Origin of the sequence: Pseudoalteromonas sp. P1-26, from assembly GCF_001401795.1 — a bacterium.
Lineage (GTDB): Bacteria > Pseudomonadota > Gammaproteobacteria > Enterobacterales > Alteromonadaceae > Pseudoalteromonas.
The window spans coordinates 1-25,106 of the sequence record NZ_LKDX01000056.1 but is presented as its reverse complement, the minus strand read 5'-3'; the positions used below and the strand labels follow the sequence as shown (position 1 = coordinate 25,106).

At 40.0% G+C, this 25,106-nt stretch carries 22 protein-coding genes and 2 tRNA genes; 13 read left to right on the top strand and 11 right to left on the bottom strand.

The annotated features are described in order from the left end of the window. Positions 1-93: 93 nt before the first annotated feature. The 4 genes from AN394_RS18840 to AN394_RS18825 all read right to left on the bottom strand — a co-directional run bounded on the left by AN394_RS18840 (position 94) and on the right by AN394_RS18825 (position 2,736). Positions 94-170, bottom strand: a tRNA-Val gene (locus AN394_RS18840). Between the two features lie 22 nt (positions 171-192). After that, a tRNA-Val gene (locus AN394_RS18835) sits at positions 193-269 on the bottom strand. Positions 270-383: 114 nt separating this feature from the next. Further along, positions 384-1,403 (bottom strand): DUF3080 family protein, encoded by a 1,020-nt coding sequence (locus AN394_RS18830; protein WP_055022257.1) that lies wholly within the window; start codon positions 1,401-1,403, stop codon positions 384-386. Next, positions 1,378-2,736, bottom strand: a complete 1,359-nt coding sequence (locus tag AN394_RS18825; protein ID WP_055022256.1) for an MATE family efflux transporter — start codon at positions 2,734-2,736, stop codon at positions 1,378-1,380. The genes AN394_RS18830 and AN394_RS18825 overlap by 26 nt, the downstream gene beginning before the upstream one ends. 94 nt (positions 2,737-2,830) lie before the next feature. Between AN394_RS18825 and AN394_RS18820 the strand changes: the two genes are divergently transcribed. After that, a complete protein-coding gene (locus AN394_RS18820) occupies positions 2,831-3,457 on the top strand; it encodes a riboflavin synthase (protein WP_055022255.1) in 627 nt (208 codons plus the stop codon). 40 nt (positions 3,458-3,497) lie between these two features. Here the strand turns inward: AN394_RS18820 and AN394_RS18815 are convergent, their stop codons facing one another. Together AN394_RS18815 and AN394_RS18805 are read right to left on the bottom strand one after the other, a co-directional pair. After that, the gene (locus tag AN394_RS18815) at positions 3,498-3,701 is read right to left on the bottom strand and encodes a CPXCG motif-containing cysteine-rich protein (RefSeq protein ID WP_054561385.1); all 204 of its coding nucleotides are present in this window, start codon (positions 3,699-3,701) and stop codon (positions 3,498-3,500) included. Between the two features lie 228 nt (positions 3,702-3,929). Next, complete coding sequence (locus tag AN394_RS18805; protein ID WP_055022253.1) at positions 3,930-4,790, bottom strand: fructosamine kinase family protein; 861 nt, start codon at positions 4,788-4,790, stop codon at positions 3,930-3,932. Positions 4,791-4,902: 112 nt separating this feature from the next. Here AN394_RS18805 and AN394_RS18800 point away from each other — a divergent pair, with 112 nt between their 5' ends. Continuing rightward, positions 4,903-5,598 (top strand): hypothetical protein, encoded by a 696-nt coding sequence (locus AN394_RS18800; protein WP_054561387.1) that lies wholly within the window; start codon positions 4,903-4,905, stop codon positions 5,596-5,598. A gap of 53 nt (positions 5,599-5,651) precedes the next feature. Here AN394_RS18800 and AN394_RS18795 read toward each other — a convergent pair whose 3' ends face one another. Continuing rightward, positions 5,652-6,014 (bottom strand): DUF3718 domain-containing protein, encoded by a 363-nt coding sequence (locus AN394_RS18795; protein WP_054561388.1) that lies wholly within the window; start codon positions 6,012-6,014, stop codon positions 5,652-5,654. A 358-nt stretch (positions 6,015-6,372) separates the two neighbouring features. Between AN394_RS18795 and AN394_RS18790 the strand changes: the two genes are divergently transcribed. The 3 genes from AN394_RS18790 (at position 6,373) to AN394_RS18780 (ending at position 9,891) form a co-directional block, all read left to right on the top strand. After that, entirely contained in the window at positions 6,373-7,158 is a 786-nt protein-coding gene (locus tag AN394_RS18790; protein WP_054561389.1) for a hypothetical protein, read from the top strand. A 112-nt stretch (positions 7,159-7,270) separates the two neighbouring features. Beyond that, positions 7,271-8,653 (top strand): amidohydrolase, encoded by a 1,383-nt coding sequence (locus AN394_RS18785; protein ID WP_054561390.1) that lies wholly within the window; start codon positions 7,271-7,273, stop codon positions 8,651-8,653. Between the two features lie 11 nt (positions 8,654-8,664). Then, a complete protein-coding gene (locus AN394_RS18780) occupies positions 8,665-9,891 on the top strand; it encodes an amidohydrolase family protein (protein WP_054561391.1) in 1,227 nt (408 codons plus the stop codon). Positions 9,892-9,957: 66 nt separating this feature from the next. On the opposite strand, the gene AN394_RS18775 is transcribed toward AN394_RS18780, so the two are convergent. Further along, a complete protein-coding gene (locus tag AN394_RS18775; RefSeq protein ID WP_055022252.1) occupies positions 9,958-11,157 on the bottom strand; it encodes an Nramp family divalent metal transporter in 1,200 nt (399 codons plus the stop codon). A 314-nt stretch (positions 11,158-11,471) separates the two neighbouring features. Here AN394_RS18775 and AN394_RS18770 point away from each other — a divergent pair, with 314 nt between their 5' ends. Further along, entirely contained in the window at positions 11,472-11,888 is a 417-nt protein-coding gene (locus AN394_RS18770) for an MAPEG family protein (RefSeq protein ID WP_055022251.1), read from the top strand. A gap of 74 nt (positions 11,889-11,962) precedes the next feature. Here AN394_RS18770 and AN394_RS18765 read toward each other — a convergent pair whose 3' ends face one another. Further along, positions 11,963-13,810 (bottom strand): ABC transporter ATP-binding protein, encoded by a 1,848-nt coding sequence (locus AN394_RS18765; protein WP_055022250.1) that lies wholly within the window; start codon positions 13,808-13,810, stop codon positions 11,963-11,965. A gap of 159 nt (positions 13,811-13,969) precedes the next feature. On the opposite strand from AN394_RS18765, the gene AN394_RS18760 reads away from it, so the two are divergent. From AN394_RS18760 to AN394_RS18745, 4 genes are all read left to right on the top strand, one after another. Then, positions 13,970-14,800, top strand: coding sequence for an alpha/beta hydrolase family protein (locus tag AN394_RS18760; protein WP_055022249.1), 831 nt, complete (start codon positions 13,970-13,972; stop codon positions 14,798-14,800). 3 nt (positions 14,801-14,803) lie between these two features. Then, a complete protein-coding gene (locus tag AN394_RS18755; RefSeq protein ID WP_055022248.1) occupies positions 14,804-15,199 on the top strand; it encodes a VanZ family protein in 396 nt (131 codons plus the stop codon). 61 nt (positions 15,200-15,260) lie between these two features. Further along, positions 15,261-16,169, top strand: coding sequence for a GGDEF domain-containing protein (locus tag AN394_RS18750; RefSeq protein WP_054561397.1), 909 nt, complete (start codon positions 15,261-15,263; stop codon positions 16,167-16,169). Between the two features lie 118 nt (positions 16,170-16,287). Further along, on the top strand, positions 16,288-17,685 hold the full coding sequence (locus AN394_RS18745) for a M28 family metallopeptidase (protein ID WP_055022247.1): 1,398 nt from the start codon (positions 16,288-16,290) through the stop codon (positions 17,683-17,685). On the opposite strand, the gene AN394_RS18740 is transcribed toward AN394_RS18745, so the two are convergent. Further along, positions 17,678-19,834, bottom strand: coding sequence for an ATP-binding protein (locus tag AN394_RS18740; RefSeq protein ID WP_055022246.1), 2,157 nt, complete (start codon positions 19,832-19,834; stop codon positions 17,678-17,680). The genes AN394_RS18745 and AN394_RS18740 overlap by 8 nt on opposite strands. Positions 19,835-20,057: 223 nt before the next feature. Here AN394_RS18740 and AN394_RS18735 point away from each other — a divergent pair, with 223 nt between their 5' ends. The 3 genes from AN394_RS18735 to gdhA all read left to right on the top strand — a co-directional run bounded on the left by AN394_RS18735 (position 20,058) and on the right by gdhA (position 24,170). Then, positions 20,058-22,247 carry an LruC domain-containing protein gene (locus AN394_RS18735; RefSeq protein ID WP_055022245.1) on the top strand — a complete coding sequence of 730 codons (2,190 nt, stop codon included), beginning with the start codon at positions 20,058-20,060 and terminating at the stop codon, positions 22,245-22,247. 2 nt (positions 22,248-22,249) lie between these two features. Continuing rightward, a complete protein-coding gene (locus tag AN394_RS18730) occupies positions 22,250-22,735 on the top strand; it encodes a hypothetical protein (protein ID WP_055022244.1) in 486 nt (161 codons plus the stop codon). An 82-nt stretch (positions 22,736-22,817) separates the two neighbouring features. Beyond that, on the top strand, positions 22,818-24,170 hold the full coding sequence (gdhA, locus tag AN394_RS18725) for an NADP-specific glutamate dehydrogenase (RefSeq protein ID WP_055022243.1): 1,353 nt from the start codon (positions 22,818-22,820) through the stop codon (positions 24,168-24,170). A gap of 232 nt (positions 24,171-24,402) precedes the next feature. Here the strand turns inward: gdhA and AN394_RS18720 are convergent. Then, the coding region (locus tag AN394_RS18720) for a hypothetical protein (RefSeq protein ID WP_055022242.1) at positions 24,403-25,106 on the bottom strand (704 nt) is incomplete at its 5' end.

Sequence of the window (25,106 nt, the reverse complement as noted above, 5' to 3'; positions counted from 1 at the left end):
GGATTCGAACCACCGATTTTGGCGTGGGCCATAGAGAGCGGTAGCGCTCTAACCAACTGAGCTTTTAAATTTATAATTCGGAAAATTTAGAATTGGTACGACCGAGTGGATTCGAACCACCGACCCCTACCATGTCAAGGTAGTGCTCTAACCAACTGAGCTACGGTCGTACTGAGATGTTAAAATCAAGATTGGTACAACCGAGTGGATTCGAACCACCGACCCCTACCATGTCAAGGTAGTGCTCTAACCAACTGAGCTACGGTTGTATTTTGATTTTAAATGGTTGTTAGCGTGGCTAAACAACGGAGGCTAATATATAGCGACTGGTTGTGTGAATCAAGCAGCTTTAGCTATTTTTATGCTAAGTGCTGGTTTTTTATTCATAACGGACTAATTTCGCACCTTCTATAAAAACCTTGCCACCAAGTGACATGGCTTTTAGCTGAGCGCTTTAGATTTTGTAAAATTGCATCATTACTATCGCTCTCTACAAATTTGCCCATTTCTGTGTCACGCCATATTTGCTGGTAAAGAGGTTGTAGGGTTTCTAATCGACCCACTAAGAATGATTGATAGGGCTGTAATTGCTCTAAATAAAACTTTTTAAACACATTACTTAGCGTTTGTGCCTTTTGTTTATTCTTGTTCGCAGGGCAGAGCTCATCTTTTGAGTACTGCTTGAGCAGCGCTGTTATTTGTTGATTGTAATGTGTTTGCACCCTTGCCGCCGAAATAAGAAGCTTGTTGTATTTAAAACGGTTTAATACTTCGAGTTGGTTGATGATTTGCTCAGGGTCTACAGCGTTTATTTTGCCGTTATTAATATGGTTGTTTAATTTAGCAATTTGCTCCATCGCGCTCACGGTTTCGCTAAAACCTGCGGTGTTTTCATCAATGTGAGTCGAACTTAGCTGCCAGATTTGCTTAAACTCGCTTTCGTTGAGCAGCATAGCTTTAAAGTAGTTAGGAAGGTTTGCTTGCTTTTGTACTGCGGTGAGTTTTATTTTTTCAAACAGATCATCCTGATCTTCAAAGCTTTCTAAGCACTCATTTGCGCTTTGAATAAACTTAATTTGATAACTAAGAATGTTAGCAGGCGTCGCTGTTTTGCCAAGCTGGTTATTGTGCTCAGCAATAAGGGTTGCAAGTTTACATTGACGTAACTGGGCAAGTTCAAGCATGCCAATGGTTGCTTTATCTTCAGTATTTTCAGAAAAGCGGTTAACAGTTAGTGTACTTGGTTTAGAGAGTTTAAAACTTTCAGTTTTAAGTACGTTTTCTAATCTTTGTGCGTAGGTGTGATTTACATCACCGGAAGAGGGCGTGCAGGCAATAAGTGCCAGGCACGCTGTTGCGATGATAGAGTTTAAAAGGCTATTGGTTTTGCAAAAAAGGTGCATGTTTAAATCGCTTATGAACAGTGAACATCAACATAATTGCTGCGGCACTTAACCCCACAATAATACCTATCCAAAAGCCATGAGGGCCCAGTGCTGGAACAATTAAATCTGTACGAGCAAGTACGAAGCCAAGCGCAAAGCCGATCAACCAATAGGATACAAAGGTGATATAACCAATCGGTGCCGTGTATTTCAATCCACGTAAAATACCATTGGCAGAAACTTGCAGGGCATCTGGTAACTGGTAGATACAAGCAAGTACCATGATTGAAGAAGCAAGAGCTAATACTTCAGGGTTGTCAGAATACAATTGGCTTATAATATCTCGAGCAAAAAAGGTCACACTTGCCAGTAAAAAAGCAATAATTGCCGCGAGAATATAACTCGTTTTAACGGCATTTTTTAACTGCTGATAATGTTGTTGGCCAAACAAATTGCCTATTCGAATGCTAATGGCAATTGAGAGGCTCAACGGCATCATAAACAGTAATGTCGTCACACTGGCTGCAATTTGGTGACCGGCAACAGCAACCGCACCTAAGTGTGCTATAAACAAAGGAATACAAGCAAATAGCGTTACTTCAAAAAAAGTAGCTAATGAAATTGGAATACCTACTTTGGTGATAGTCCACAAAGTAGCGGGCTTTGGCGCTTCGAAATTGGCTAGCAATGCTTTGGCATCAATCTTTTTGTTAAAGTGACAATAAATAACCTGAGTTAACGCCATTGCTGTAAATACCAGCGCCGTGGCAATACCACAGCCCGCGCCACCGTACGCTTGAAAACCTAATTTACCGTGTATAAATACGTAGTTGGCCGGAATATTAACTGCTAAGCCAATTAAACTAATGTAAAAAGCAGGTTTGGTCATTCCCATACCTTCAGTGATATTTCGGTACACACTGAAAAGTAAAAAACCAAAAATACCCCATTTAACAAAATGAATGTATTGCTCAGCTAAGTGGGTAATAGACTGTGAAGTATCTAATTGACTAAGCACAGTATCAGCAAGGCTTGCCAGCCCTAAACCGATTATGGCAAGTACTAACGCCAGATACAGGCCCTGTTGAAAATAATGACTAATACCTTGTTTATCGTTTGAACCAGCAAACTGCGCTATGATCCCGGTTAACGCCAATAATATGCCTTGCAGTGCAAGCATCAACGGATTCCAAATACCCGTTGCAATAGAAAGTGCTGCCAAGTCTGTTGCACTCACTTGGCCTGCCATCACGGTATCAACAACCGTCATTAAAATAAGGGTTACCTGTGCCAAAAAAACAGGAATGGCTAACGAAATTAACCTTTTGGCTTCCCAACTACAAAAAGACATAAATTACACGACTAAATAAACAGACAGCCATTGTAATCTATTCATAGATCAATAAAAATCGCAGTTATCTATTTAATGAAGAAAAGAGAAAGCGATGTTCACTGGAATTGTGCAAACGCAAGCCGTTGTGGTTGACGCTACTAACCAAGGCGGTGTACTAAGGCTAGCTTTAAAAGTAGATCAGCAATATGCTGAAAACTTGAATATCGGTGCGAGCATAGCCATTAATGGTTGTTGTTTAACGGTGGTGAAGTTTGTATCAGACACGAAAGGGTGCTGTGTTATAAATTTTGATGTGATTGATGAAACATTAAAGTTAACCAACCTAGGTATGCTGGCTGTCAATGATACGGTGAATTTTGAACGTTCAGTGACTTTTGGTACTGAATTAGGCGGGCATATCGTGTCAGGTCACATTCATTGTATGGCCGAGATACTTTCAATTAACCACCATCAAGATAACTGTAAAATGCAATTAGCATTAGCAAAAGAGTGGCAAAAATACGTGCTTTATAAGGGATTTGTGAGCGTTAACGGGGCAAGCCTCACTGTAGGTGAAGTTGATGAGCAGGGCTTTTGGCTACACTTGATCCCAGAAACACTCTCTATTACCAATCTTGATAACTACCGCGAGGGTGATAAGTTAAATATCGAAGTCGATCAGCAAACTTATACCATTATCAACACGGTCGAAAATTATCTTTCGCAACAAGCAAAATAAATACATCAAACGAGCTTAATAAATATAGCAAACGAGCAAATTAAAAAATTTGCTCGTCGTCACTATCGACATGTAATTCGAGTTTGTTGTGTGCGTAATCTATATGCATATTTAAATGAATGGGATTGCAACATGCTGCGCAATCTTCATAGTAATCTTGGTCACCGTCGCTTGCATCAAGTGCAACATGAATATGGTGGCCACAGTGAGGGCATGAAATCCGTTGTGTGTATTGGTCTTTCATCAGCTTTTACCTTAATCAGGCATGCCTGAGTTCGTTAAATTGCAATCTTCATTAAACCCTAACTCATCAAAAATGAATCTAGATTTAATTAGATTGATATAACTCACTAACCGAATTGATATAAGCGTAGTGCTACCAATTCGGTTAGCATCTTTATTAATACGCTTTATAAGATAAATATAGCTGTGTTTAGCGGTTTGTGACATTCCTTTTACAGTGATTTCGTGCTTATTTCAGTAGCTGATCAATTTGTTGTTTTGCTTCAGTAAGATAGTGCCCAGCAAATATATTGGCATTATTGAGCATAGGGTATAGTTGATAGATAGCTCTACGTTGCTCGTAACCTGCTTGCAGTGGATAGATTTCGTTGTAGGCATCATAAAAGCTATCAGGCAGTGGCGCATATAGCTCACTCATGGCAATATCGCATTCCCGATCACCATAATAACAAGCAGGGTCAAATACACTGGGTACATTATTATAAAAGCCCATATTTCGACGCCAAAAATCACCATGCAATAACGATGGCTCTACAACATGGCTATGCAGTGCGTCTTTAACAAAAGCGATGAAGGTGTCTTGGTTGACAAGCTCAACGCCTTTTTCTTGTAATAACTGCAATTGCCAACCGATGCGTTCTTCAGCAAAAAATACATCCCATTTTTTGTGCCAACGATTTGGTTGTAGAGTAGGGCCAAGAAAATTATCGTTATCTAAGCCGAACATGGCTTGGGTATGCTTTTGGTGTAAATGGGCAAGGTGTTCCCCCATTTCATGCCAATTGGTATGGGGCTGTTTATCAAGCTCTAACCATTCAAGCACGATAAATGAAAACTCAATATTGCAACCTGTGGTGATGCAGTCTGGGATCATAAATAGGCTTTCTTGGGTTAATAGCTCAAGATTAAAGGCTTCGCACTCTAGGCGCTCTAGATCACTCAAGTGAGCAACTTTCACAAAGAAGTGGTGTAGATCATCACCAATTTGGAAGTATTTGTCGTTATTGGGTGATTGTAATTGGCGCTTAAAGGTATGCTTAAAATCAAAGTGCATCGCTTGGCTAATCTGTTCATTCACCGAATTCCACATAATTTTGTTCACCTTTTAACCATATAATTAAACTATGGCAAAAAGACGATGAATTAACAAACCCATAGCGTTAATATTGTTAAAGTTTATCGAAGTATTTATGAGGGGTCAGATGAATAAAAGTCTCATCACTAATTTAGTGGCGCTTGCCTTAGTATTAGTCGGATTTTTATTTGAACAAGCAATTGTGCTTTCTGTTGGTTTATTTGCGTTATCGGGCGCAGTAACTAACTGGCTTGCTATTCACATGCTATTCGAAAAAGTACCATTTTTATACGGCTCTGGGGTTATCACTTTAAAGTTTGCCTCTTTTAAGGTGGCTATTCGTAACTTGGTAATGACCGAGTTCTTCGCCGAAGAGAAAATCGATCAGGTAATGGCGTTAGCTAAGCCAAATATTGATTTAGAGCCAGTGATCAGTGAAGTTAATTTAAGTCCGGCTTATGACTCATTAATTGAGGTTATCGAAAACTCACAGTTTGGTGGCATGCTATCAATGTTTGGTGGCCGTGATGCGCTTGAGCCGATGCGTGAACCTTTCATTGAAAAAATGAAAGCAGCGGTGATTGATATTTCAAAGAGCGACGAATTTAAAACCATTCTAGATGAAAAGCTATTTGCCAACTCTCATCTTGGTGGCTCATTGCACAGTACTGTTGAGCGTTTAGTTGATGAGCGTTTGAATGAGCTTACGCCAACCATGGTGAAAGATATTATTCAAACCATGATCAAAGAACATTTAGGTTGGTTAGTGATTTGGGGCGGAGTATTTGGCGGCCTATTTGGCCTGATCGCTGCGCTAGTTTAACGAAGAAGGAATTTGTAGCAGGCCTTTAAAGACCTGCTACAGTGAATTCATCATTATTTCGAACCAGCAATAACAATCACTGTGTCATCAGATACTTTAGCAATATCTTGAATACTTGTTTTTGTTGCTGTTTCAAAATTTAAGTATTTCGCAGAGTTATGAAAACCATAAGTGCTTGCAAACTTATCAGTCGTCATATCATTGCAAAGTAGTTTTTCTGTCATTACTCGTTTGCTTAAGCGTAGATCGCGCATTGTGCTTGATACGTTTAATGGTTTGTTAGAAGCAATGGCCATGCAAGCTTGCGTGCCAACAGAGTTATCTGCTGCGACAAATTGTGCTGCACTTGCATCAGTTGCTGCTAATGAAGAACCTAAAATTAATGCTGTACCTAGTGCTGTAGTTAACGTATTCATCTTTCTCTCCAGTTGTTGTCCGTATTACGTTTAGTATGTGCGACCTCGCTTTTATGGATACTTCACACTTCCTGTTTGCTGGGCACATTTAAAGTATTACGCTAAACAAGAACAATTGCTGTTAATGAAAATCGACAAGATGTAAGTAAGTATGTAGATGTGAACAAGTAAAACTAACCGCTTGATTAGTGCTATTTTAAAGTGTGAATTTTGACACAAATAGGCTGAAATTTTTTTTCATTTATTTTTTAAAACGTGTTTTGGCTCGTATTAAAGGCTTAATTTTTACGTAGCTGTTACATTTAAGTATTAACTCTAGCTTTTCTTAAAAAGGCTAATCAGAGTATAAGGAGCATGAGTGACCACAAAATTAGCAGGCTATTATCAACAAGCCTATGCATCTGAATCAAAACACTTTAATCAATGTTTTTATTGTGGTTGTGAAGCAACTGAGCGAGATTTTTGTCCGCCACTGCATATGCTGCAAAGCATTATAGATTTAGGCGAAGAGGCTGAATTTATATCAATTCCAGCATGTTATGAGTGCTTTGCATTACTGCATAACGAACGAGTGCTGACTATTGATGGGCGAGTTACAAAGCTTAAAAAGAAACTTTCAACAAAGTATGCAAAAGCGCTGAGAATTTATCACATGTGGCATGAGAGTGAACTTCACGATATGAGTGATGAGTTTGTGCACAGTATTAAAGCAGGCATGAAGTTAGGTGCAGAGGCAGCAGAGCGACTTGCATTTCAAGGTTATAGCTATGCAACTGAAGATGCCAGTGTCACTATTCGTGAGAAGCGTGCTGAATTTGATGTGCAAGGCAAAGTCTTTTATGACTTTAAAGACGCGCTTAATTACTGCATTAATGATTTACAAGTCGACAGAACAGAATTCTATAAGCTGGTGGTAGAAGATTATAACGGCGATTTTAACCGTGCATTGAGTCAATACCGCCATCGACACGAAAAAGTAACCGCAGCTAACGATGCTGATTCACTGATTAAAAGTTTTGCCAAGCAGCATAAGCAAAACTCTGATTTTGTAACTCGAACTGTGAAACATTTTATCAACAAAGATCCGAGCTTGACGACCGAAGGTGCGTTAGAGCAGCTATATAACAACTACATAAAGAAATAGTGCTCTGTGAGGCTGGTTGTTCGTCTTGAATATTGGTGACTGGCCTCGTTTACTCGCATTAGAATTAACAATTAGTTAAAGTAATTAAATAATAAAAAAGAGGAACGTAAGAATGCAAAAATTTGCACCATCCTTGTTGGTTATGGCGCTTGGTGTCGCGTTAGCGGGTTGCCAAGACAATGGCCCACAAGATCCAAAAGTCTCGATTAACAAAAACCCATACCCAAGCACTTATCAGCCACTTGCATCACAAAGTACGTTAATCACTAATGCCACTGTTTTAACCGGCACAGGTGAACGTTTAGATGACGCAGATGTATTCTTTGTTGATGGCAAAGTACAACAAATAGGTAAAGACCTTTCTGTACAAGCTGATAAAACAATTGATGCAGAAGGTAAATGGGTAACGCCGGGTATTATTGACGTGCATTCACATTTAGGTGCATACCCAACTCCATCAGTGGCATCTCACCAAGATGGTAATGAAATGACCAGCCCTGTGACTGCAGAAGTATGGGTTGAGCATTCAGTATGGCCACAAGATCCTGGCTTTAACCGTGCTCGTGAAGGCGGTATTACGTCATTACAAATTCTACCAGGTTCAGCAAACTTAATTGGTGGCCGCGGTGTAACACTTAAAAACATTCCTTCGCACACGATGCAGGGTATGAAATTTCCTGAAGCACCGTATGGTTTAAAAATGGCATGTGGTGAAAACCCGAAACGTGTTTATGGCCGTAAAGGTGTTTTACCATCAACGCGTATGGGTAACATGGCGGGCTATCGCACAGCGTGGATTGAAGCGACTGAGTACAAACGCGAGTGGGATAAATACGAAAGTGATTATGCCGCGGGTAAAAACCCTGCAGTACCTCATCGCGACATTAAGCTAGATACACTAGCTGGTGTGTTAGAAGGTGACATTTTAATCCATAACCACTGTTATAAAGCAGAAGAAATGGCCATGATGATCGACCTTGGTAAAGAGTTCGGCTATCACTCAGGTACTTTCCATCACGGTGTTGAAGCATACAAAATTGCTGATTTACTTGCTGAGAACGGTAACTGTGCGGCACTTTGGCCAGATTGGTGGGGCTTTAAAATGGAAGCCTACGACATGGTTCAAGAGAACGTAGCAATTGTAGATGCTGTTAAAAATTCATGTGCCGTTGTTCACTCTGATTCAGATACAACTATCCAACGCTTAAACCAAGAAGCCGGTAAAGTTATGTATCGCGCGAATGATGTGGGCTATGACATCTCTGAGCAACACGCAATCAAGTGGATCACTTCAAACGCGGCTAAATCGCTAGGTATTGATGATAAAACAGGTTCACTTGAAGCAGGTAAGCAAGCTGATGTGGTTATTTGGAACCAAAACCCATTCAGTGTTTATGCGAAAGCTGAACAAGTATTTATCGATGGTGCCAAAGTTTATGATCGTAACGATGATAAATACCAAGCACAAAGTGATTTCATGCTAGGTCAAAAATAGGAGTAACATTGATGACAAAATTAACTAAATCATTAAAGCTGTCACTTGTTGCTGCTGGCTTATTTTCTGCGACAGCAAGTGCTGCATCGGTAGCGATTGTAAATGCAACACTACACACTTCAACAGAGCAAGGCGTACTTGAAGGCGCAAGCATTGTTATTGAAGATGGCAAAATTGTTGCTATTAACCCAGCATCTATCAACGCGGATACAACCATTGATGCAAAAGGCCAAATCGTGACTGCTGGCTTTATTGGCACTATGAACCAATTAGGCTTAGTCGAAGTGGGTGCTGTTGCAGGGTCGCGCGATGGTGGTGACGACAAAGCGGGGATTGATTTTGATCCAAGCCTTGCATTCAACCCACGCAGTAGCTTAATTCCTTATGCACGCAAAGGCGGCATTACACAAGACGTAATTGTACCAAACGGCGGTGACAGTATCTTTGCGGGTCTTGCATCTGTAGTTGATCTATCAGGTAGCTTTGAAAGCGTAAATAAAAAGCAAGTTGCACTTGTTGTTCATTTAGGTGAAAAGAGTAAAGGCTCACGTGCTATGTCGATGAAAACACTTATCGACAAGCTTGAAGGCGAAAAGTCAGCTAAAAAAGATGACAAAAAAGAGCCATCAACAGAGCAAAAAGTGCTAGCAGCTGTGCTTGCGGGTGATATGCCACTGATTGCGAGTGTTCAACGCGCATCAGACATCTATGAGCTTGTTAAGTTAAAAGAAACCTATGGCATCAATTTAGTGATTCATGGCGGTGATGATGCTGTTGTGGTTGCGGATGCTCTAGCTAAAGCGGATGTTCCTGTGATCATCAGCTCTATGGCTAACTTACCGGGTAGCTTTGACTCATTACATGCAAACCTTGCTAACGCAGGTAAGCTTGAAAAAGCTGGTGTAAAAGTCATTATTGGTGTTGCTGGTGACTCAAGCCACAATGTATACCAATTACGTTTTGATGCAGGTAATGCTGTGTCATACGGTATGAGCCAACAAGGTGCACTTAGCGCAGTAACCAGCAATATTGCTGATGTTTTTGGTTTAAACTCAGGCGCAATTGCCAAAGGTAAACGTGCAAACCTAGTTATGTGGTCTGCAGATCCATTTGAGCTTAACTCACACGTAAGCAAAATGTGGATCAACGGTGAAGAGGTTTCAACCGAAGCGCGTCAAGATAAACTACGCGATCGTTATACAACTGATTCAGCGATGCCACGCGCTTATACTAAATAAGCGCTCAACATATGAAAAGGCCGCAAACTTGCGGCCTTTTTTTAATACATATTTTCAAACTAAAAACTAAAAAATTAGATTGCTTAGTTTATAAAGGCTAAGGCCAAATATAAGCAGTATTACTGGCACAATTACAAGGTTAAGTAAAAGCGAATTAGTGTAGCTTTTCATCACCGATTTTTGATTTACCAACCAAACAAGGTAACAGGTTACAATTGGCAGTAATAAACCATTGGCAGCTTGCGCAAAGATGATAACCGCAACCGGATCAAGCCCAAGCGATGCGACCAGTGCACCGAAAACAAGGATAGTGATAGCAACCAGTTTAAAACGTGTATCACTCATTTGTGTTGACCAACCAAGCATGCCGCAAACAGCGTAAGCACCCGCAAGAGGTGCAGTTATTGCGCTAGTAAGCCCGGCAGAACATAAACCGATAGCAAAGAAATAATGAGCCATACCACCTAGAAGTGGCTCAAGCTGCACAGCCATATTGGCCGCTGAAATTTTACCTGCATCAGTACCGTAAAATGCCACAGAGGCTGTTGATAAGATAGCTAACGTGATTATGCCACCTAAAGTTATCGAAATACCGGTATCAAGGTTTGTTTCTTTGATTACTTTGTCGATATTTTTTGAACTATCGTGTTTTTCTGCAAGTACCCCAGAGTGTAAAAACAGGTTGTAGGGCACAATTGTTGTGCCTATCAAGGCAAGTACCGTGGTAATTGAATTATCAGGTAAGCTAGGTATAAATCCTTTTAGCACTTCACCAAGTGGCGGAGCCGCCATCACCAGCGTTGAAATAAATACTAAACTCATCAACACCACTAGAACAATTAACGCACCCTCAATGACTTTATGTTTGCCAGTGTACAAAAGAACTGCACCTAAAACTGCAATAAGGGGAGTCGAGAGTAATGGGTTTACAGAAGGTAGTATTTCTTGCAATCCTAAACTGGCACCAGTCAGATTACCAGCTTCATAAGCTGCACTGCCAATGCCAATCGCACTTATTACTAATATTACAGCCAGGGCTTTAAAAATCGGTGTTTGAATGGTGCTTCTAAGTGCTGAGGCTAAATCTAACCCTGTAGCCACACCAAGACGAGCTGCCATAGATTGCAGCAAAATAGTCGCTATGACAGAAAACAATAAAGTCCAAATAAGAGCAAAGCCAAAATTAGCACCAGCAACACTTGCTGTGGTGATAGTACCTGGGCCAATAAAAGCAGCGGTAACAAGAAGTCCGGGTCCTAAACGCATGATAAAACCTTTTATTATTATTTTTAGTACATTAACTGATAGATAAAACAGCTATCGTTATATAAAACAGATCTTAAGACTATAGAGAGTCGAAGCAAGGGTAAAGTAAAAGAGGCGAGTTGCGTTAAGTTCATGTGTTTAACAAATATCTATCCACTCTGTAAATTTTATACAAAATAGGTAACAGTGGCACAGCATACATAGTTTTTAACAGATAGATAATTATTTAAAATCAGTAAGTTAATTTAGTTTTTGGTTTGGTTGGTTTTTTGCAAGGAATAGGCATTCATGTTGTTATACAAAAGGAAATGAAAATGCCTGAACTTACTTTTTCAGCATATGCGGCTGTGTATGTTTATCTAATTATGCTGACTATTCAGTGGATAATTGCTTCTGTCATTAAAGCCAAACAACCCAATGCGGTGCCTGGTAAACTCGATAATTCATTAAGCCATGACAGCTTTGTGTTTCGTTCGCATCGCACATTTATGAATACCTTAGAAAATAGCCCGTTATTTTTAGGTACCGTATTTCTGGGGTTCTTTTTAAACTTGAACAGCAGCGCATTTGCACTGTGTATTTGGATGTATGTGATAGCCAGAATCATTCATATGCTGCTGTATTATGGTGTGGCTACGGAGAAGAACCCAAGCCCACGCAGCTATTTCTTTTTAATCGCTGCTTTGGCAAATATTGTGATGCTCATTCTGATTGGTTTACGTTTGATTTAAACGGCATTTCTAACATATAAAAAAGGCATTGAACGAATACTCATTCAATGCCTTTTTTAATAGTGAAAACCTAGCTACTCAACGCCGATAAAGCCACCGGTTTGATGTGACCACAGGGCAGCATAGATGCCACCTTGTGCGATTAATTGCTCATGAGAGCCTTGTTCAACCACGCCACCTTCATCAAGCACAATGAGCCTATCCATTTGTGCAATAGTTGATAAACGGTGTGCAATGGCAATTACTGTTTTGCCAGTCATTAAATCGTCTAGGCTGGTTTGAATCGCGGCTTCAACTTCAGAATCAAGAGCACTGGTTGCTTCATCCAATATAAGAATTGGCGCATCTTTTAGAAGGACTCGTGCAATAGCAATACGTTGACGTTGACCACCAGAAAGCTTCACACCGCGTTCACCAACTTGTGCGGCAAAGCCTTTATTGCCTTTGCTGTCTTCAAGGTCTTCGATGAACTCAATTGCTTCTGCTTGCTTTGCGGCCGCAAGCATTTCATCTTCAGTTGCATCGGGTCTACCATAAAGAATGTTGTCTTTTACTGAGCGGTGTAACAGTGAGGTATCTTGCGTCACCATCGCAATGTGCTTACGTAAGCTTTCTTGGCTTACCTCAGCGATGTTTTGACCATCAATACGAATTGTGCCCGAGTCAACATCATAAAAACGCAGTAATAAATTCACTAAGGTAGATTTACCCGCGCCAGAGCGACCCACTAAACCTATTTTTTCACCCGGTTTAATGTCTAGATTTAAGCCATTGATAACAGGGCCGCGGTGGGTCTCGTTGGCAGCTTTACCATAGTTAAATTGCACATTCTCAAAGCTTATCGACCCTTCATTAACAGTAAGAGTGCTTGCGTTTTCTTTATCATCAACTTCAATCGGCGTTGATAGGGTTTTCATACCATCAGCAACAGTACCAATGTTTTCAAATAGGCTACTGATCTCCCACATGATCCACTGTGCCATACCGTTTAATCTCAGCGATAAACTCACCGCAATGGCGATAGCACCAACACTGATGGCGCTAATTGACCATAGATATAAAGAGAGGGCAGCAATACTAAATACCAATAAGTAATTTAGCGTGTTGATAGAGAAGTTTAGGCTGGTAACTAGGCGCATTTGCTTATATACCGGCTGTAAAAATACATCCATGCTATCTTTTGCATATTGTTCTTCTCGCTGTGTGTACGAGAACAATTTGATAGTCGAAATGTTAGTGTAGCTATCAACTACACGTCCGGTCATTTCTGAGCGTGCATCAGCTTGCGAGCTGGCTACTTTTTTTAGCTTAGGTACAAAATACATTTGAATAGCGGCGTATAAAACTAGCCAAATCAATAATGGCAACATCAAACGCCAGTCAGATTCTGCGACCAAAAACACCATGGCGCCAAAGTAGACAACGATATACATTAATACATCGAGCAATTTCATCACTGATTCACGAACAGCTAATGAGGTTTGCATGACTTTTGTCGCAATACGGCCGGCAAATTCGTTTTGATAAAAACTAACACTCTGACGAAGCAAATAACGGTGTGCTAACCAACGGATAGACATAGGATAGTTGCCAAGGAGCGCTTGATGTAACACCGCTGAGTGAAAGAACACGACAATAGGTAACACCACCAGCAACATAACCGCCATTTTTGTAAGTTCAGCCTGCTGCTCTACAAACAAGGTATCTGGGGTATATTCGCCAAGCCAATCGACCAGTTGCCCCATGTAACTAAATAGCGATACTTCTAAAATAGCGAGCGCTGCGGCACTCAAAGACATAAATAGCAGTGATAGTTCCATGCCACGGGTATAATGACGGCAAAAAGCAAATAAGCTATTAGGTGGCTGAGAGGGTTGCTCTTTAGGAAACGGATTAGTCATCCGCTCAAATAAACGATACATAGACGACGCTTTTTAAAAATCAAAGTGGCCTTACTATATCATTCGAGTGGTTTTTTAGCAGTTCATTTAATTTAAAAATTAAGATTAAAATCTATCAACTATTCAGTTATTTACATCTAGTGTGAGAAATGAAAATATAATAAGAAAAAGGAATTAATGATGAAAAAGTTGCTTTGTACGCTGTCTCTCGTTTTCAGCTTACCGCTTTGTGCCTACCAAACTGATACCCACATATTTAAGGGCAAAAAAACCAGCATCGAAAAACCCGTAACGGTGACATTACCTGATGGCTATCAAGACTCAAAAGAGTACAATGTTATCTATGTATTACATGGCTATAGTGGCAATCACAGCGATTGGACAAAGCTGACAAACATTGAAAAATTAGCAGACCAATATGATGTCATCATTGTTAATCCAGATGGCAATTTTGGTTCGTGGTATTTGGATTCAGATATCGACAAAAGCTCACAATACGAAACCTATATCGCAGACGACTTACTAAATTATATCGATTCTAAATATTCGACCAATCGGTCTAAAAGTGGCCGTGCAATCACAGGCTTATCAATGGGGGGCTTTGGTGCTTTGCACATTGCAATAAATCACCCAAACCTGTTTGCAGCAGTTTCAGGGATGTCTGCTGGGGTTGATGTTAGGCCCTTTAGTGCAGAGTTTGATCTTGCAAAAGTACTCGGCAGTTACGCTGAAAACAAAGAAAAATGGGATAGCATAGCCATTATTAATAACCTCCATAAAATTGCTGCAGGCAATACGGCATGGAAAAAGGGCGCTGATACCTTACCGATTATGCTTGATATAGGCGTTGATGACTTTTTTATTGAGCAAAACCGAGCGCTACACCAAGCGATGTTGAAAATGCGCATCCGCCATGACTATATTGAACGTCCGGGCATTCATGACTGGCACTATTGGAATAAAGTGATTGCCTATCAATTTTTATTTTTAACCTCACATATGGCGCCATAAAAGATGTTTCAACGTATTCTTGTGTTAATTGCTATCGGCTTTTTTGGTTTTATTGGTTGGGTTATCTATCTTGCCAATACTGGGCAAAAGTCGGTGTTTTTCGAACTTGTTGCGGCAATTCCTTACGGTGATAAGTTGGGGCATTTTTGCTTATTTGGACTACTTACGCTATTCATCAACCTCGCCTTTAAGTTTAAAACAATGAATATTGCTGGGCGGCCTATTTATTTAGCTGTGCTGATTGTAAGTACATTTGTGATTTTAGAAGAGCTAAGCCAGTATTTTGTCGAATCTCGGACGCTAGATTTTGTCGATTTAATCGCTGATTTTGTGGGTATTGCCGTTTTCAGTGCTTTTTCAGCTTGGCTTTGCAAAAAGTTATATCCAATTAAGGCTTAAACTTTCAGTGACTTGTTAGGTTTCGTCTATACTCAGTGTAGACCTAGCCTAAAAGTTGCGTATGAACATAGATACATCGGATTATTTGTCAGATATTATTGAGCTTCTACTCGATGCAGTATGTGTAGTTGATGCCAAAGGCACGTTACTTTTTACTAATCCTGCCTTTGAAACAATTTTCGGATACGCGCCAGAAGAAGCCATTAATAGAAAAATGTTGGACTTTGTTTATCCAGAAGACAGAGCCAAAACCATCAATGCCATTAATCAAATTGTGGTCAATGATCAGCACCCACGATTTGAAAACCGCTGGGTTAGAAAAGATGGCAGAATAGTGCATGTTTTATGGTCTGTTTATTGGTCTAAAGAAAAGCAAGTTAGAGTGGCTATTGCTTATGACATTACAGAGCAAAAAAAGCTCGAACAAAAACTGATTTATATGGCTGGGCACGACCCTCTGACCGATCTCCCCAACCGCAGTTTCTTAACCACCCAGCTTGAGGAATCATTGTCGATTGCGAACACCATTTCAACCGTGATTGCAGTACTGTTTATCGATATTGATGGCTTTAAGCAAGTTAATGATATTCATGGTCATGGCGCTGGAGACAAGCTCTTAAAAACCATTGCTATGCGTATTCGTCATGTCTTAAAAAAAGAAGACAGTGTAGGGCGCTTAGGGGGCGATGAATTTGTGGTGATCCTCAATAGCATTAAACACAAAAAAGACGTCATCGAAATGGTTGACGAATTAATAACCGAGATTTGCCAACCCTTAATTTATAACGATGCAGAGCTTATTTACTCGCCAAGTATTGGTGCCGTATTGTTCCCCGAGCATTATGGTGACGCAGAATATCTCATTCAGTGTGCCGATAAAGCCATGTACAAAGCAAAGTATGAAGGGGGTAATCGTATGGTGTTTTACAATGATGGAATAAAGTTACCCGGCGCTAAAAATACAGGGTAACTTATTTAAGGCAATGCTGGTATATGGTTTCAACCTAATAATTTGTTTTCTAACTCATAACTATTGCGCGAAATGAAATATTAGTTAGCCTTGAATGATTCATTGAAGGAGTGAAACTATGTTTAAGCGTAAAATAATAACAACAACGGGTGCTTTGTTTAGCTCATCGCTGTTTTTGATCTCGGCAGCTCATGCCACAACACCTCAATATAAAGATCAACAAGCTTTACATGATATTGCAAATGCTGTTTCTAAAACACGTATAGAGCAAGATATTCAAACGCTGGTTGATTTTGGCACTCGCCATACTCTCTCTGAGACGAAATCAAATACGCGTGGTATTGGAGCAGCAAGGCGTTGGATCAAGTCTGAGTTTGAGGCAATTTCTAAAGCCTGCGGTAACTGCCTAGAAATCATCGAAGTAAAAGACACTATTTCCGGTGAAAAGCGTATTCCAAACCCGGTTGAAGTTGTCAATATTGTGGCTATTCAGCGCGGTCAAGTTGATGCGAACCGTATGGTTATGATGTCGGGTGATATTGACTCGAGAGTGTCTGATGTAATGGACTATACCTCAGATGCGCCAGGGGCTAATGATAATGCATCTGGTGTGGCTGGCGTGCTGGAATCGGCGCGTGTTTTATCAAAGTATAAATTTAATGGCTCAATTGTTTATGCAGCATTATCTGGTGAAGAGCAAGGCTTGTTTGGCGGTAAAATTTTAGCTAAATATGCACAAGAGCATAACTGGCGTGTTCATGGTGTTTTAAACAACGACATGATTGGTAATTCAACCGGGATTAATGGGGTAACAGATAACACAACTGCACGTATCTTCTCTGAAGGTACACGCGTTATTGAAACCAAAGAGCAAGCCCATAAACGCCGTTTTACCGGTGGTGAAGTTGACTCTGCAAGTCGAAACCTAGCGCGTTACATAGATACAATTGCAGATCGCTACATTGAGAATTTGGATACCATGTTGGTATATCGACTCGATCGTTTTGGTCGAGGAGGGCATCACCGTCCATTTAACGATGTTGGCTTTGCAGCTGTGCGTATAATGGAAACCAACGAAAACTATAATCAACAGCATCAAGACTTGCGTACTGAAAATGGTATTACCTACGGTGACACCATTGACCATGTTGATTTTGCCTATGCGGCGAAGTTAACGTCACTTAATGCAGTGACAATGGCTTCGATGGCATGGGCTCCAGCGCCACCAACGGGCGTTAGTATTTCAGGTGCAGTAAAGCCAAGTACAACATTAGCCTGGCATAAAAGCGATGATCCAACGGTGGTCAGTTATAAAATCTATTGGCGTTACACGAGTGAACCACAATGGCAATTTAGCCGCGATGTTGGCAATGTAACCGAAGCAACCCTTAAAAATGTTGTTATCGATAACTACTATTTTGGTGTTGCCGCTGTAAACAAAGACGGTATTGAATCACCGGTTGTATTTCCTGGTGATGTTGGTGCGTTTGAATGGCCAGAAAAATCAACTAAATAGGAATTGTAAGGTCATAGCGGACACCACCCAGTTCGCTATGAGCAGCTGTAATATGCCAATTATGGGCTTCGACAATTTGTTTTACTATCGCAAGCCCAATTCCTGAACCTGACTGTTTCACTGTTTTTAAGTCTGGCACTCTATAAAGATGGTCAAAAATCTTTGCTAAACTTTCATCGCTGACGCCAGGGGCTGAGTCTTCATAGCAGATTAAGAGCTGAGTTTGGTTTTGGCTAATCGTCAAATTTATCTTACCAGGGTGATTTGTGTACTTAAGCGAATTACTGATTAAGTTTGCAAATAACTGTGAAAGCCGTGTTGCATCGCACTCAAAGTTTAATTCATCAGCAACATTTTGTGAGAATCTCACTTCAAATTTATCAAGCTGTATCACCATATCTGTGTGCAAGCTTTGGAAATACTCAGCCGCATTAATTGTTGTTACGTTGAGCTGAAAGCTGCTTTGTTCTAAAAGTGAAATTTTATTTAAATCAGTGACTAAAGTTGCCATATCGGTGATTTTTTGGTTGAGTTTTTCGTATGTAAGCTCATTAAATTGAGTTAAGCCTGCTTGGAGCGTTTCAAGGTGTAAGCGCAACCCGGTTAATGGACCACTTAACTCGTGAGCAACTTGTGATAATAACTTACTACGTTGACTGATTTGTTTATCGAGATAATTTCGGCGCTGTTCAATAAGCTGTTTTCTCTGTCTTATTCTTAATAAAGCAATGCCCATTACAGCTAAAAGCAGGCTAAATAATAAAATGCTGTATAAGATAGTTTGGCGCTGTGAGGCAATTGCTTGGCTTTTTTCATTATCTTGGAGTTTTAAATCTTGAATGGCCAAATCACGGTCGCGCATGGCAATGGAATTTTGCAGCTCCGCTAAACGTTGATTGTAGTTGTTGCGGGCAAAGCCTTTTTCAAGCTCTGTAATAGCACGTTGATACGACAATGCCTGTTTGTAATCAGATTGTTGTTCTGCCACAGTGGTCAAATGTTTTAGGGCTGTGATTTGCTTTTGCAGCTTATTTTTTTGGTTGCTTAACTTGTAGGCTTGCTCAGCAAAATGTTTAGCTTGTTCGTGCTCATTAGAGCCAATGTATAGCTTTGCTAATGTAAGTAGTACATCTATATATAAGTGATCGTCTTGTTTGAGTTCAGTGATCACTTGTTTTTCTATGGTTAATGCCTGAGTTGCTTTATCGATTTCGAGCAAATTTATCGCAATATTATGATTTGCCCAGGCTGTATTTCGTGCGCTGTTATAACTTGCGAACACCTGTTGAGCCTCTTGTGCGTATTCAAGTGCTACATTGTAGTTTTTTAGCCCATATTCGCATTGGGATAGTTTAACTAAACTATGTCCGATATCAGAAAGTGAGCCCGTTTGCCTATCAAAACTAAGGGCTGTAATAAACTCGCTCTTTGCTTTTTCGTATTGTTCTAAATCTAAATAACTTTGAGCAATTGAATAACTAATGCCGGCTTGTAACGAGATAGACGGCGACATCTGTTGAATAACTTCACGGCGTTTTAGCTTATATTCGAGTGCAAGCGTTAAGCGGTCTAACTGTTCAAGATTACGCGAATAACCATGATAGAGCATTTCTTTTTGCTTTAAGGTTAATTCGCGATTGTTGTCGTGAATATAAACTTCAAGTAAGTTTAAGGCTGCTTGATACTCGCCAGCATTATGATAAGCACTGACAAGACTCGCCACGGCATCAATTTCATAATGGGTAAGTTGTAAGCGCTGAAATAGGGCGACATTTTGTTGCGATAAATAAATTGCGGTTTCTAAGTCACTTTTTCTATATGCCAACCGCGCTTTCGCTAGATACAACTCGCTGTAAATGGGGGAGTCTTTTTTGTATTTTGGGCCCGCTTCAAGTTCATCAATGATAGTTTGCGCTTGTTGAAATTGGCCGAGGTGTATGTGAACGTGAATTAATCTAACGTTATAACTTACTTGTTCTGCAAGGCTGGCAGACTCAATAAGCTTTTTATCGATGGCTTTTAAATAGTCATATCGTTTTTGGTAGTCACTGATTGTTCTAGCTTCATCAATGTTTTGTTGCAGTGTTGATGCAAAAGCACTGTTCATTGATAAGGCAAAGTACAGAATTACAGAGGCTTTAAGTTTCATAGTGGGGTTTATTATTATTTTTATTCCTAACTAGTCTAGCATGCCATTCTTTTAAGTGGGAATGATTTGCTTTTATAGCTAAAAAGAATTGCATTATGCAACTATGCCTCTTGCATCTTGCAAATACTCAGTCTGATTTTTCATAACACCTTGTTATAGCGTGAGTTATATTATGGAATGGTTACTGCTTTGAGTAATAACACATCCACAGGAGAGTGTAATTATGAAAAGTAACATACCTGCTTACCTAATAACCGCACTTGCAACAGGCTTTGTAAGTGCTGCACCATTTGAACAGTGCCCGAGTAAAGCATTTTTGATTCAAGGTTCGCCTGCGCAAATGTTTGGCGTTGACCTAGTATCTGCCAAAACCACCGTGCTTGCAGCTTCAATGGATTTTACAACAGAGGCGAATAACGACAGCGTAAATGCGGTTGGCTTTAATTATCAAGACCAGTACATGTATGGCTTTAGCAAACAAGCCCCGAGAAGTGTTGTACGTATTGGTGATGATTATGTTTTACAACGTTTAATTGTTAATGGTCTACCAGATACCAATTTTTATGTTGGTGATATTCATGTGAATAGTGAAACTAATCAGGCGGTTTACTATTTATACCACCCTAAATTTGGTTTATTTGGCATTGATTTAACTGAAGAGGCCGATGAGTATCAGGCACAATTAGTTGCAGGCTCAGCGAACTGGAATTTAGCTATTTATGATTTTGCTTTTCATCCACATAGCAATCTTTTGTATGCAGTTGAGTCTAACGGCGACCTTTACGAAATCAACTTAGATAATAAGACACCCACTTTTATAGCAAACCTCGACATAGCCGGCGATACCGGTGCTAATGGTGCAGGTTACTTTGATGTGCAAGGTCAGTTTTATTTTAGTAATAACCGCAGCGGTAAAATCCATAAAGTAGATTTAAGCACCAGTCCTGTGGTTGGTTATACACCTACCGCAGCAGTTTTTACCTTAGGGCCAACATCGAATCAAAATGATGGTGCACGCTGTGCTATTGCAGAAGTAAAAGTAACTGATAACTCAATCGACTTTGGCGATGCCCCTATGCCATATAAAACAGCGCTTGCTGATAGTGGTGCCCGCCATCTGTTTGACCCTAATGAAGACCAATCAAATTTAGTTTATTTAGGAGCCGTTGTTGATGGTGAAAACATTAACACTCCTGCAGATTTACAGGCATCGCCCGTCGATAGCTCAGATGATGGGGTTAAATTTGTCACTGATTTTGTTGCAGGCTCTACCAGCCAGATAATAGTGACCGCACCTAATGATAATGGTTATTTATATGCTTGGTTCGATTGGGACCAAAATTTCCAGTTTGATCCAGACGAAATCACAGTAAGTAAATACAGTTTAAATCAAGGTGATAACAGTGTGCTGGTTGATGTACCGAGTGATGCTGTGATGGGAGCAACATGGGCACGCTTTCGTGTAACCGATGGCAGCGAGGCTAACCCAATTACCGCAAGTGGTGGGGTAACAGGCGGCGAAGTCGAGGATTACCCGGTAACAACATATGGAAGTTTGGTATACCCAAGTGAAAACGGCTGGGTAACCCTTGCCTACGAAGATCAATGGCCTTTTGCTGGTGATTATGACTTTAACGATTTAGTTGTAAATTACCGTACTACATTGATTGATAAAGAAGGTCAGGCCATTGGTTACAAAATAGAAGGGGAGTTGGTTGGAATTGGTGCTGATTTTCATAATGGCTTTGCAGTTCGTTTGTATCAAACGATAGCCGATGATGTTGATAAACGAATATTAAGAAGTCAGATAGATACAAGTTCAATTAATTTAACGATAAATGGCGAAACACAATCACATTCTATATTAGAACAAGGGGTTGAAGATGCTATTCTCATTATCATGCCAGACACTTGGGATTATGCAGATAAGCAGTCAAGTTGTAGTTATTTTAGAACTGAAACAGGCTGTGATACCAACAGCAAAGTTTCGTTTAGTTTAACCGTTTCACTTCAAAGTGGAGTGACCACAATTGAAGCGCCAAAATATACTTTAGACCCATTTATTTTCGCGGCTCAAGATCACTACCATGGTGAGTTTTTAGTTGGAAAAAACCCACGTGGTTGGGAAGTTCATATTAAGAATCAACAACCAACCGAAAAATTCAATTCACAGTTATTTTCAATCACTGACTCTGATGATGCCAGTAATAGTGCTCAAAGATATTATTTCCAAACTGAAACTGGTCTACCTTGGGCAATGGAGATTGGCAGTTCATGGGCGCATCCAAAAGAGAGTGTTGATATAACACATGCGTATAGTGACTTTAGAGCATTTGCTGAATCAGAGGGACGGGAAAAGCCGCTTTGGTTTAATAATGCAAAACTTGCAAATGTTATTCTACGAGGAGAATAGTCATGAAACATTATACTTTATTAATCATTAGCTTAATGTTATCTGCGTGTGGTGGCGGTGGTGAAGGTAGCTCTTCAACTGAAGCGGTAAGTACAACTGTTACGCAGACACCCACAACAAGCACGCCGCCACCAGAAACAACACCTCCTGACACGAGTGTAGAAACAGAGACAATGGCTGACCTAACGATTGCTCCTCAATTTGATTTAAGTAGCAAGATAGAACTAAACATAGATGTTGATTTGAACATGGGTGATAGCAGAGCGTATTTAAATATCTGCTTGAAAGGCGATGATAATAAGGCTGATTACAATCAATGCTTATTGCGGGCACCTCTAAAACAAAGCAAATTAACGTCGTCTGTGATGCTGGCAAATAGTGCCTTAGAGCTTGTGGCAGAAGTTTGGTTTTATGATTCTCAAAATGAACCACTGCGTTTTGAGTGGCAATATGATGGGGAGCAATCAGCGGTGTTCATTATTCGTTAAACATGAGTGATCGATATTATGTCTAAGTTAGTTTAATTCTAATAGACTGAATATTTTCAACAGCTTGAAAGAGGATTTTGTAATGCAATATATCGAAGAGGTACTGCAATCAGTTAAAGAGTCTAATCCAAATGAGCCTGAGTTTTATCAAGCTGTTGAAGAAGTGCTTTCATCAATAAATCAGGTAGTAGAAGGGAATAGTGAATATCAACAGCAGGCAATTCTAGAGCGGTTAGTTGAGCCTGAAAGGCAAGCAATATTTAGGGTTCCTTGGCTTGATGATGACGGCAAAGTGCAAGTTAACCGTGGTTTTAGAATCGAATTTAGCTCAACTCTAGGCCCATATAAGGGAGGCTTGAGATTCCATCCGAGTGTTAATCAAAGTGTGGTGAAGTTTTTAGGCTTTGAGCAAGTTTTGAAGAATGCACTCACAGGTTTGCCATTAGGAGGCGCTAAAGGCGGTGCTGATTTTAACCCTAAAGGGAAAAGTGACAATGAAATTATGCGTTTTTGTCAGTCATATATGACTGAACTCTATCGTCACATAGGTGCTAACACAGATGTTCCTGCTGGTGATATTGGCGTTGGGGCGAGAGAAATTGGTTATTTATTCGGTCAATACAAACGGATAACTAATCAATTTGAAGGGGTGTTAACTGGCAAGCCTGAGATTATGGGAGGGTCTTCACTGAGAACCGAAGCTACTGGCTATGGTGTTGCATATTTTTTAAGTGCCATGCTAGATGCTAAAGGCGATTCTTTAAGAGGTAAGCGATGCCTAGTTTCTGGTGCTGGTAATGTAGCATTGTATTTGATGGAAAAGCTTGACCAATACGATGCTGTTATTCTTAGCTGTAGTGATTCAAAAGGGACCTTGTATTGTAAAGGTGGGCTTGATGTGGCTCTTGTAAAACACTTAAAAAATGAACGAGGTGCTGAGCTTAGGGATTATTTGAACGAGCACAAAGATGCTGAGTTTACGCCAGTAAATCAATATCCTAGCGACGGACATCAAGTGTGGCGATATGAAGCAGATATTGCACTTCCTTGTGCAACTCAAAATGAAATTACCGAAAAAGATGCTGAAGCTTTGGTTGAAAATGGCTGCTCTGTTGTATGCGAGGGGGCAAACATGCCGACCACAGCTGATGCGTTAAAAGTTTTTAAAGACAACGATGTATTTTTAGGGCCAAGTAAGGCTGCAAATGCTGGTGGTGTTGCTACCAGTCAATTTGAAATGGCTCAAAATGCCAGTATGCAAAAGTGGCGAGCTGAGCAAGTTGATGAGAAACTTCAGCAAGTTATGAAGTCTATTTTCGATACAATTTCAGCTACTGCCAAGCAGTACTCGAATGAACACGACTTGGTACTTGGTGCGAATATAGCTGGGTTTGAACGAGTTGCAGATGCAATGTTAAAACAAGGAGTAGTGTAATAAATAAAAGACATCCATTTTTATAAAAAGACACCCACTTTTAATATGTAAAAAGTAGATAGTCACAGCTTTTGATTGAACTAATTTTGCATATAATGATGTTTAGTTCTTTTATATTGTTTAGATTTAAGGGTTGGTCATTTAGTTTTAGCTAAAGTTAATTTCAGAACGTAGACATTTTCTATTTATTTAAAATAGATGAATAAAAGTAGTAAATGAAAAGTTTAAGTGTTTAGCAAAACAAAGCTTGGCTATTAGTTATTGAGCTTCTTCTCTTTCGTTTCATGTGTTTTGCATACTCAGTTATAGCTTGCTCTTTACCCGCTGTATTTTTAAACGAGCGGGTAAAGGAAGTGGTGAGTGTGAGCCAGTTTTCTGTACAAATATTTAATCTTTCAAGTATTGGTAACGCATTTTCTGGGATTTTACCTGGCTTATCTTCTCGTATTGAACGGCCTGTCCAATCTACAAGTTGCAGATATGTCTTGAGCTCAAATGGTAATCCCTTAGGCATATGTTCACGAGGTTTACTTGCAAAGCGCATAAGCGATTTCGGTTGCTTTTTATTTTGAGCTAACTGAATTCGGGCTTTAATACTGGTGTAGTCAGATTGCTCAGGTAAATCAGCCGCTTTTGTTCTTACTGGGTTTAAATCAACATAAGCAAGGCAAGCGGCAAGTGCTGCTTCATCAAGTAAAGCTTGTGATTTAAAGCGACCTTCCCAAAACCGTCCTTTACATCCATCTTCTTGATTCGCTTTTCGTGCAATACCCTCGTTAAGAACTCGCATAAACCAACTAATGCTGCTGAGCCTTTCTCTATATAAATTTACTTTGGTATTAACCGTAGCGAGCTCGGTTTGTGTTAGCAATTCGCCATTTAAGAATCGTTGGCAAAGGAATGTACTTTTGAATAATTTGTGCCATCTAATAAGAA

Bases quoted from the DNA above. Each gene is read 5' to 3' on its own strand.
- AN394_RS18830 (WP_055022257.1), bottom strand. From the start codon at position 1,403: ATGCACCTTTTTTGCAAAACCAATAGCCTTTTAAACTCTATCATCGCA.
- AN394_RS18825 (WP_055022256.1), bottom strand. From the start codon at position 2,736: ATGTCTTTTTGTAGTTGGGAAGCCAAAAGGTTAATTTCGTTAGCCATT.
- AN394_RS18820 (WP_055022255.1), top strand. From the start codon at position 2,831: ATGTTCACTGGAATTGTGCAAACGCAAGCCGTTGTGGTTGACGCTACT.
- AN394_RS18815 (WP_054561385.1), bottom strand. From the start codon at position 3,701: ATGAAAGACCAATACACACAACGGATTTCATGCCCTCACTGTGGCCAC.
- AN394_RS18805 (WP_055022253.1), bottom strand. From the start codon at position 4,790: ATGTGGAATTCGGTGAATGAACAGATTAGCCAAGCGATGCACTTTGAT.
- AN394_RS18800 (WP_054561387.1), top strand. From the start codon at position 4,903: ATGAATAAAAGTCTCATCACTAATTTAGTGGCGCTTGCCTTAGTATTA.
- AN394_RS18795 (WP_054561388.1), bottom strand. From the start codon at position 6,014: ATGAATACGTTAACTACAGCACTAGGTACAGCATTAATTTTAGGTTCT.
- AN394_RS18785 (WP_054561390.1), top strand. From the start codon at position 7,271: ATGCAAAAATTTGCACCATCCTTGTTGGTTATGGCGCTTGGTGTCGCG.
- AN394_RS18780 (WP_054561391.1), top strand. From the start codon at position 8,665: ATGACAAAATTAACTAAATCATTAAAGCTGTCACTTGTTGCTGCTGGC.
- AN394_RS18775 (WP_055022252.1), bottom strand. From the start codon at position 11,157: ATGCGTTTAGGACCCGGACTTCTTGTTACCGCTGCTTTTATTGGCCCA.
- AN394_RS18770 (WP_055022251.1), top strand. From the start codon at position 11,472: ATGCCTGAACTTACTTTTTCAGCATATGCGGCTGTGTATGTTTATCTA.
- AN394_RS18765 (WP_055022250.1), bottom strand. From the start codon at position 13,810: ATGTATCGTTTATTTGAGCGGATGACTAATCCGTTTCCTAAAGAGCAA.
- AN394_RS18760 (WP_055022249.1), top strand. From the start codon at position 13,970: ATGAAAAAGTTGCTTTGTACGCTGTCTCTCGTTTTCAGCTTACCGCTT.
- AN394_RS18755 (WP_055022248.1), top strand. From the start codon at position 14,804: ATGTTTCAACGTATTCTTGTGTTAATTGCTATCGGCTTTTTTGGTTTT.
- AN394_RS18750 (WP_054561397.1), top strand. From the start codon at position 15,261: ATGAACATAGATACATCGGATTATTTGTCAGATATTATTGAGCTTCTA.
- AN394_RS18745 (WP_055022247.1), top strand. From the start codon at position 16,288: ATGTTTAAGCGTAAAATAATAACAACAACGGGTGCTTTGTTTAGCTCA.
- AN394_RS18740 (WP_055022246.1), bottom strand. From the start codon at position 19,834: ATGAAACTTAAAGCCTCTGTAATTCTGTACTTTGCCTTATCAATGAAC.
- AN394_RS18735 (WP_055022245.1), top strand. From the start codon at position 20,058: ATGAAAAGTAACATACCTGCTTACCTAATAACCGCACTTGCAACAGGC.
- AN394_RS18730 (WP_055022244.1), top strand. From the start codon at position 22,250: ATGAAACATTATACTTTATTAATCATTAGCTTAATGTTATCTGCGTGT.
- gdhA (WP_055022243.1), top strand. From the start codon at position 22,818: ATGCAATATATCGAAGAGGTACTGCAATCAGTTAAAGAGTCTAATCCA.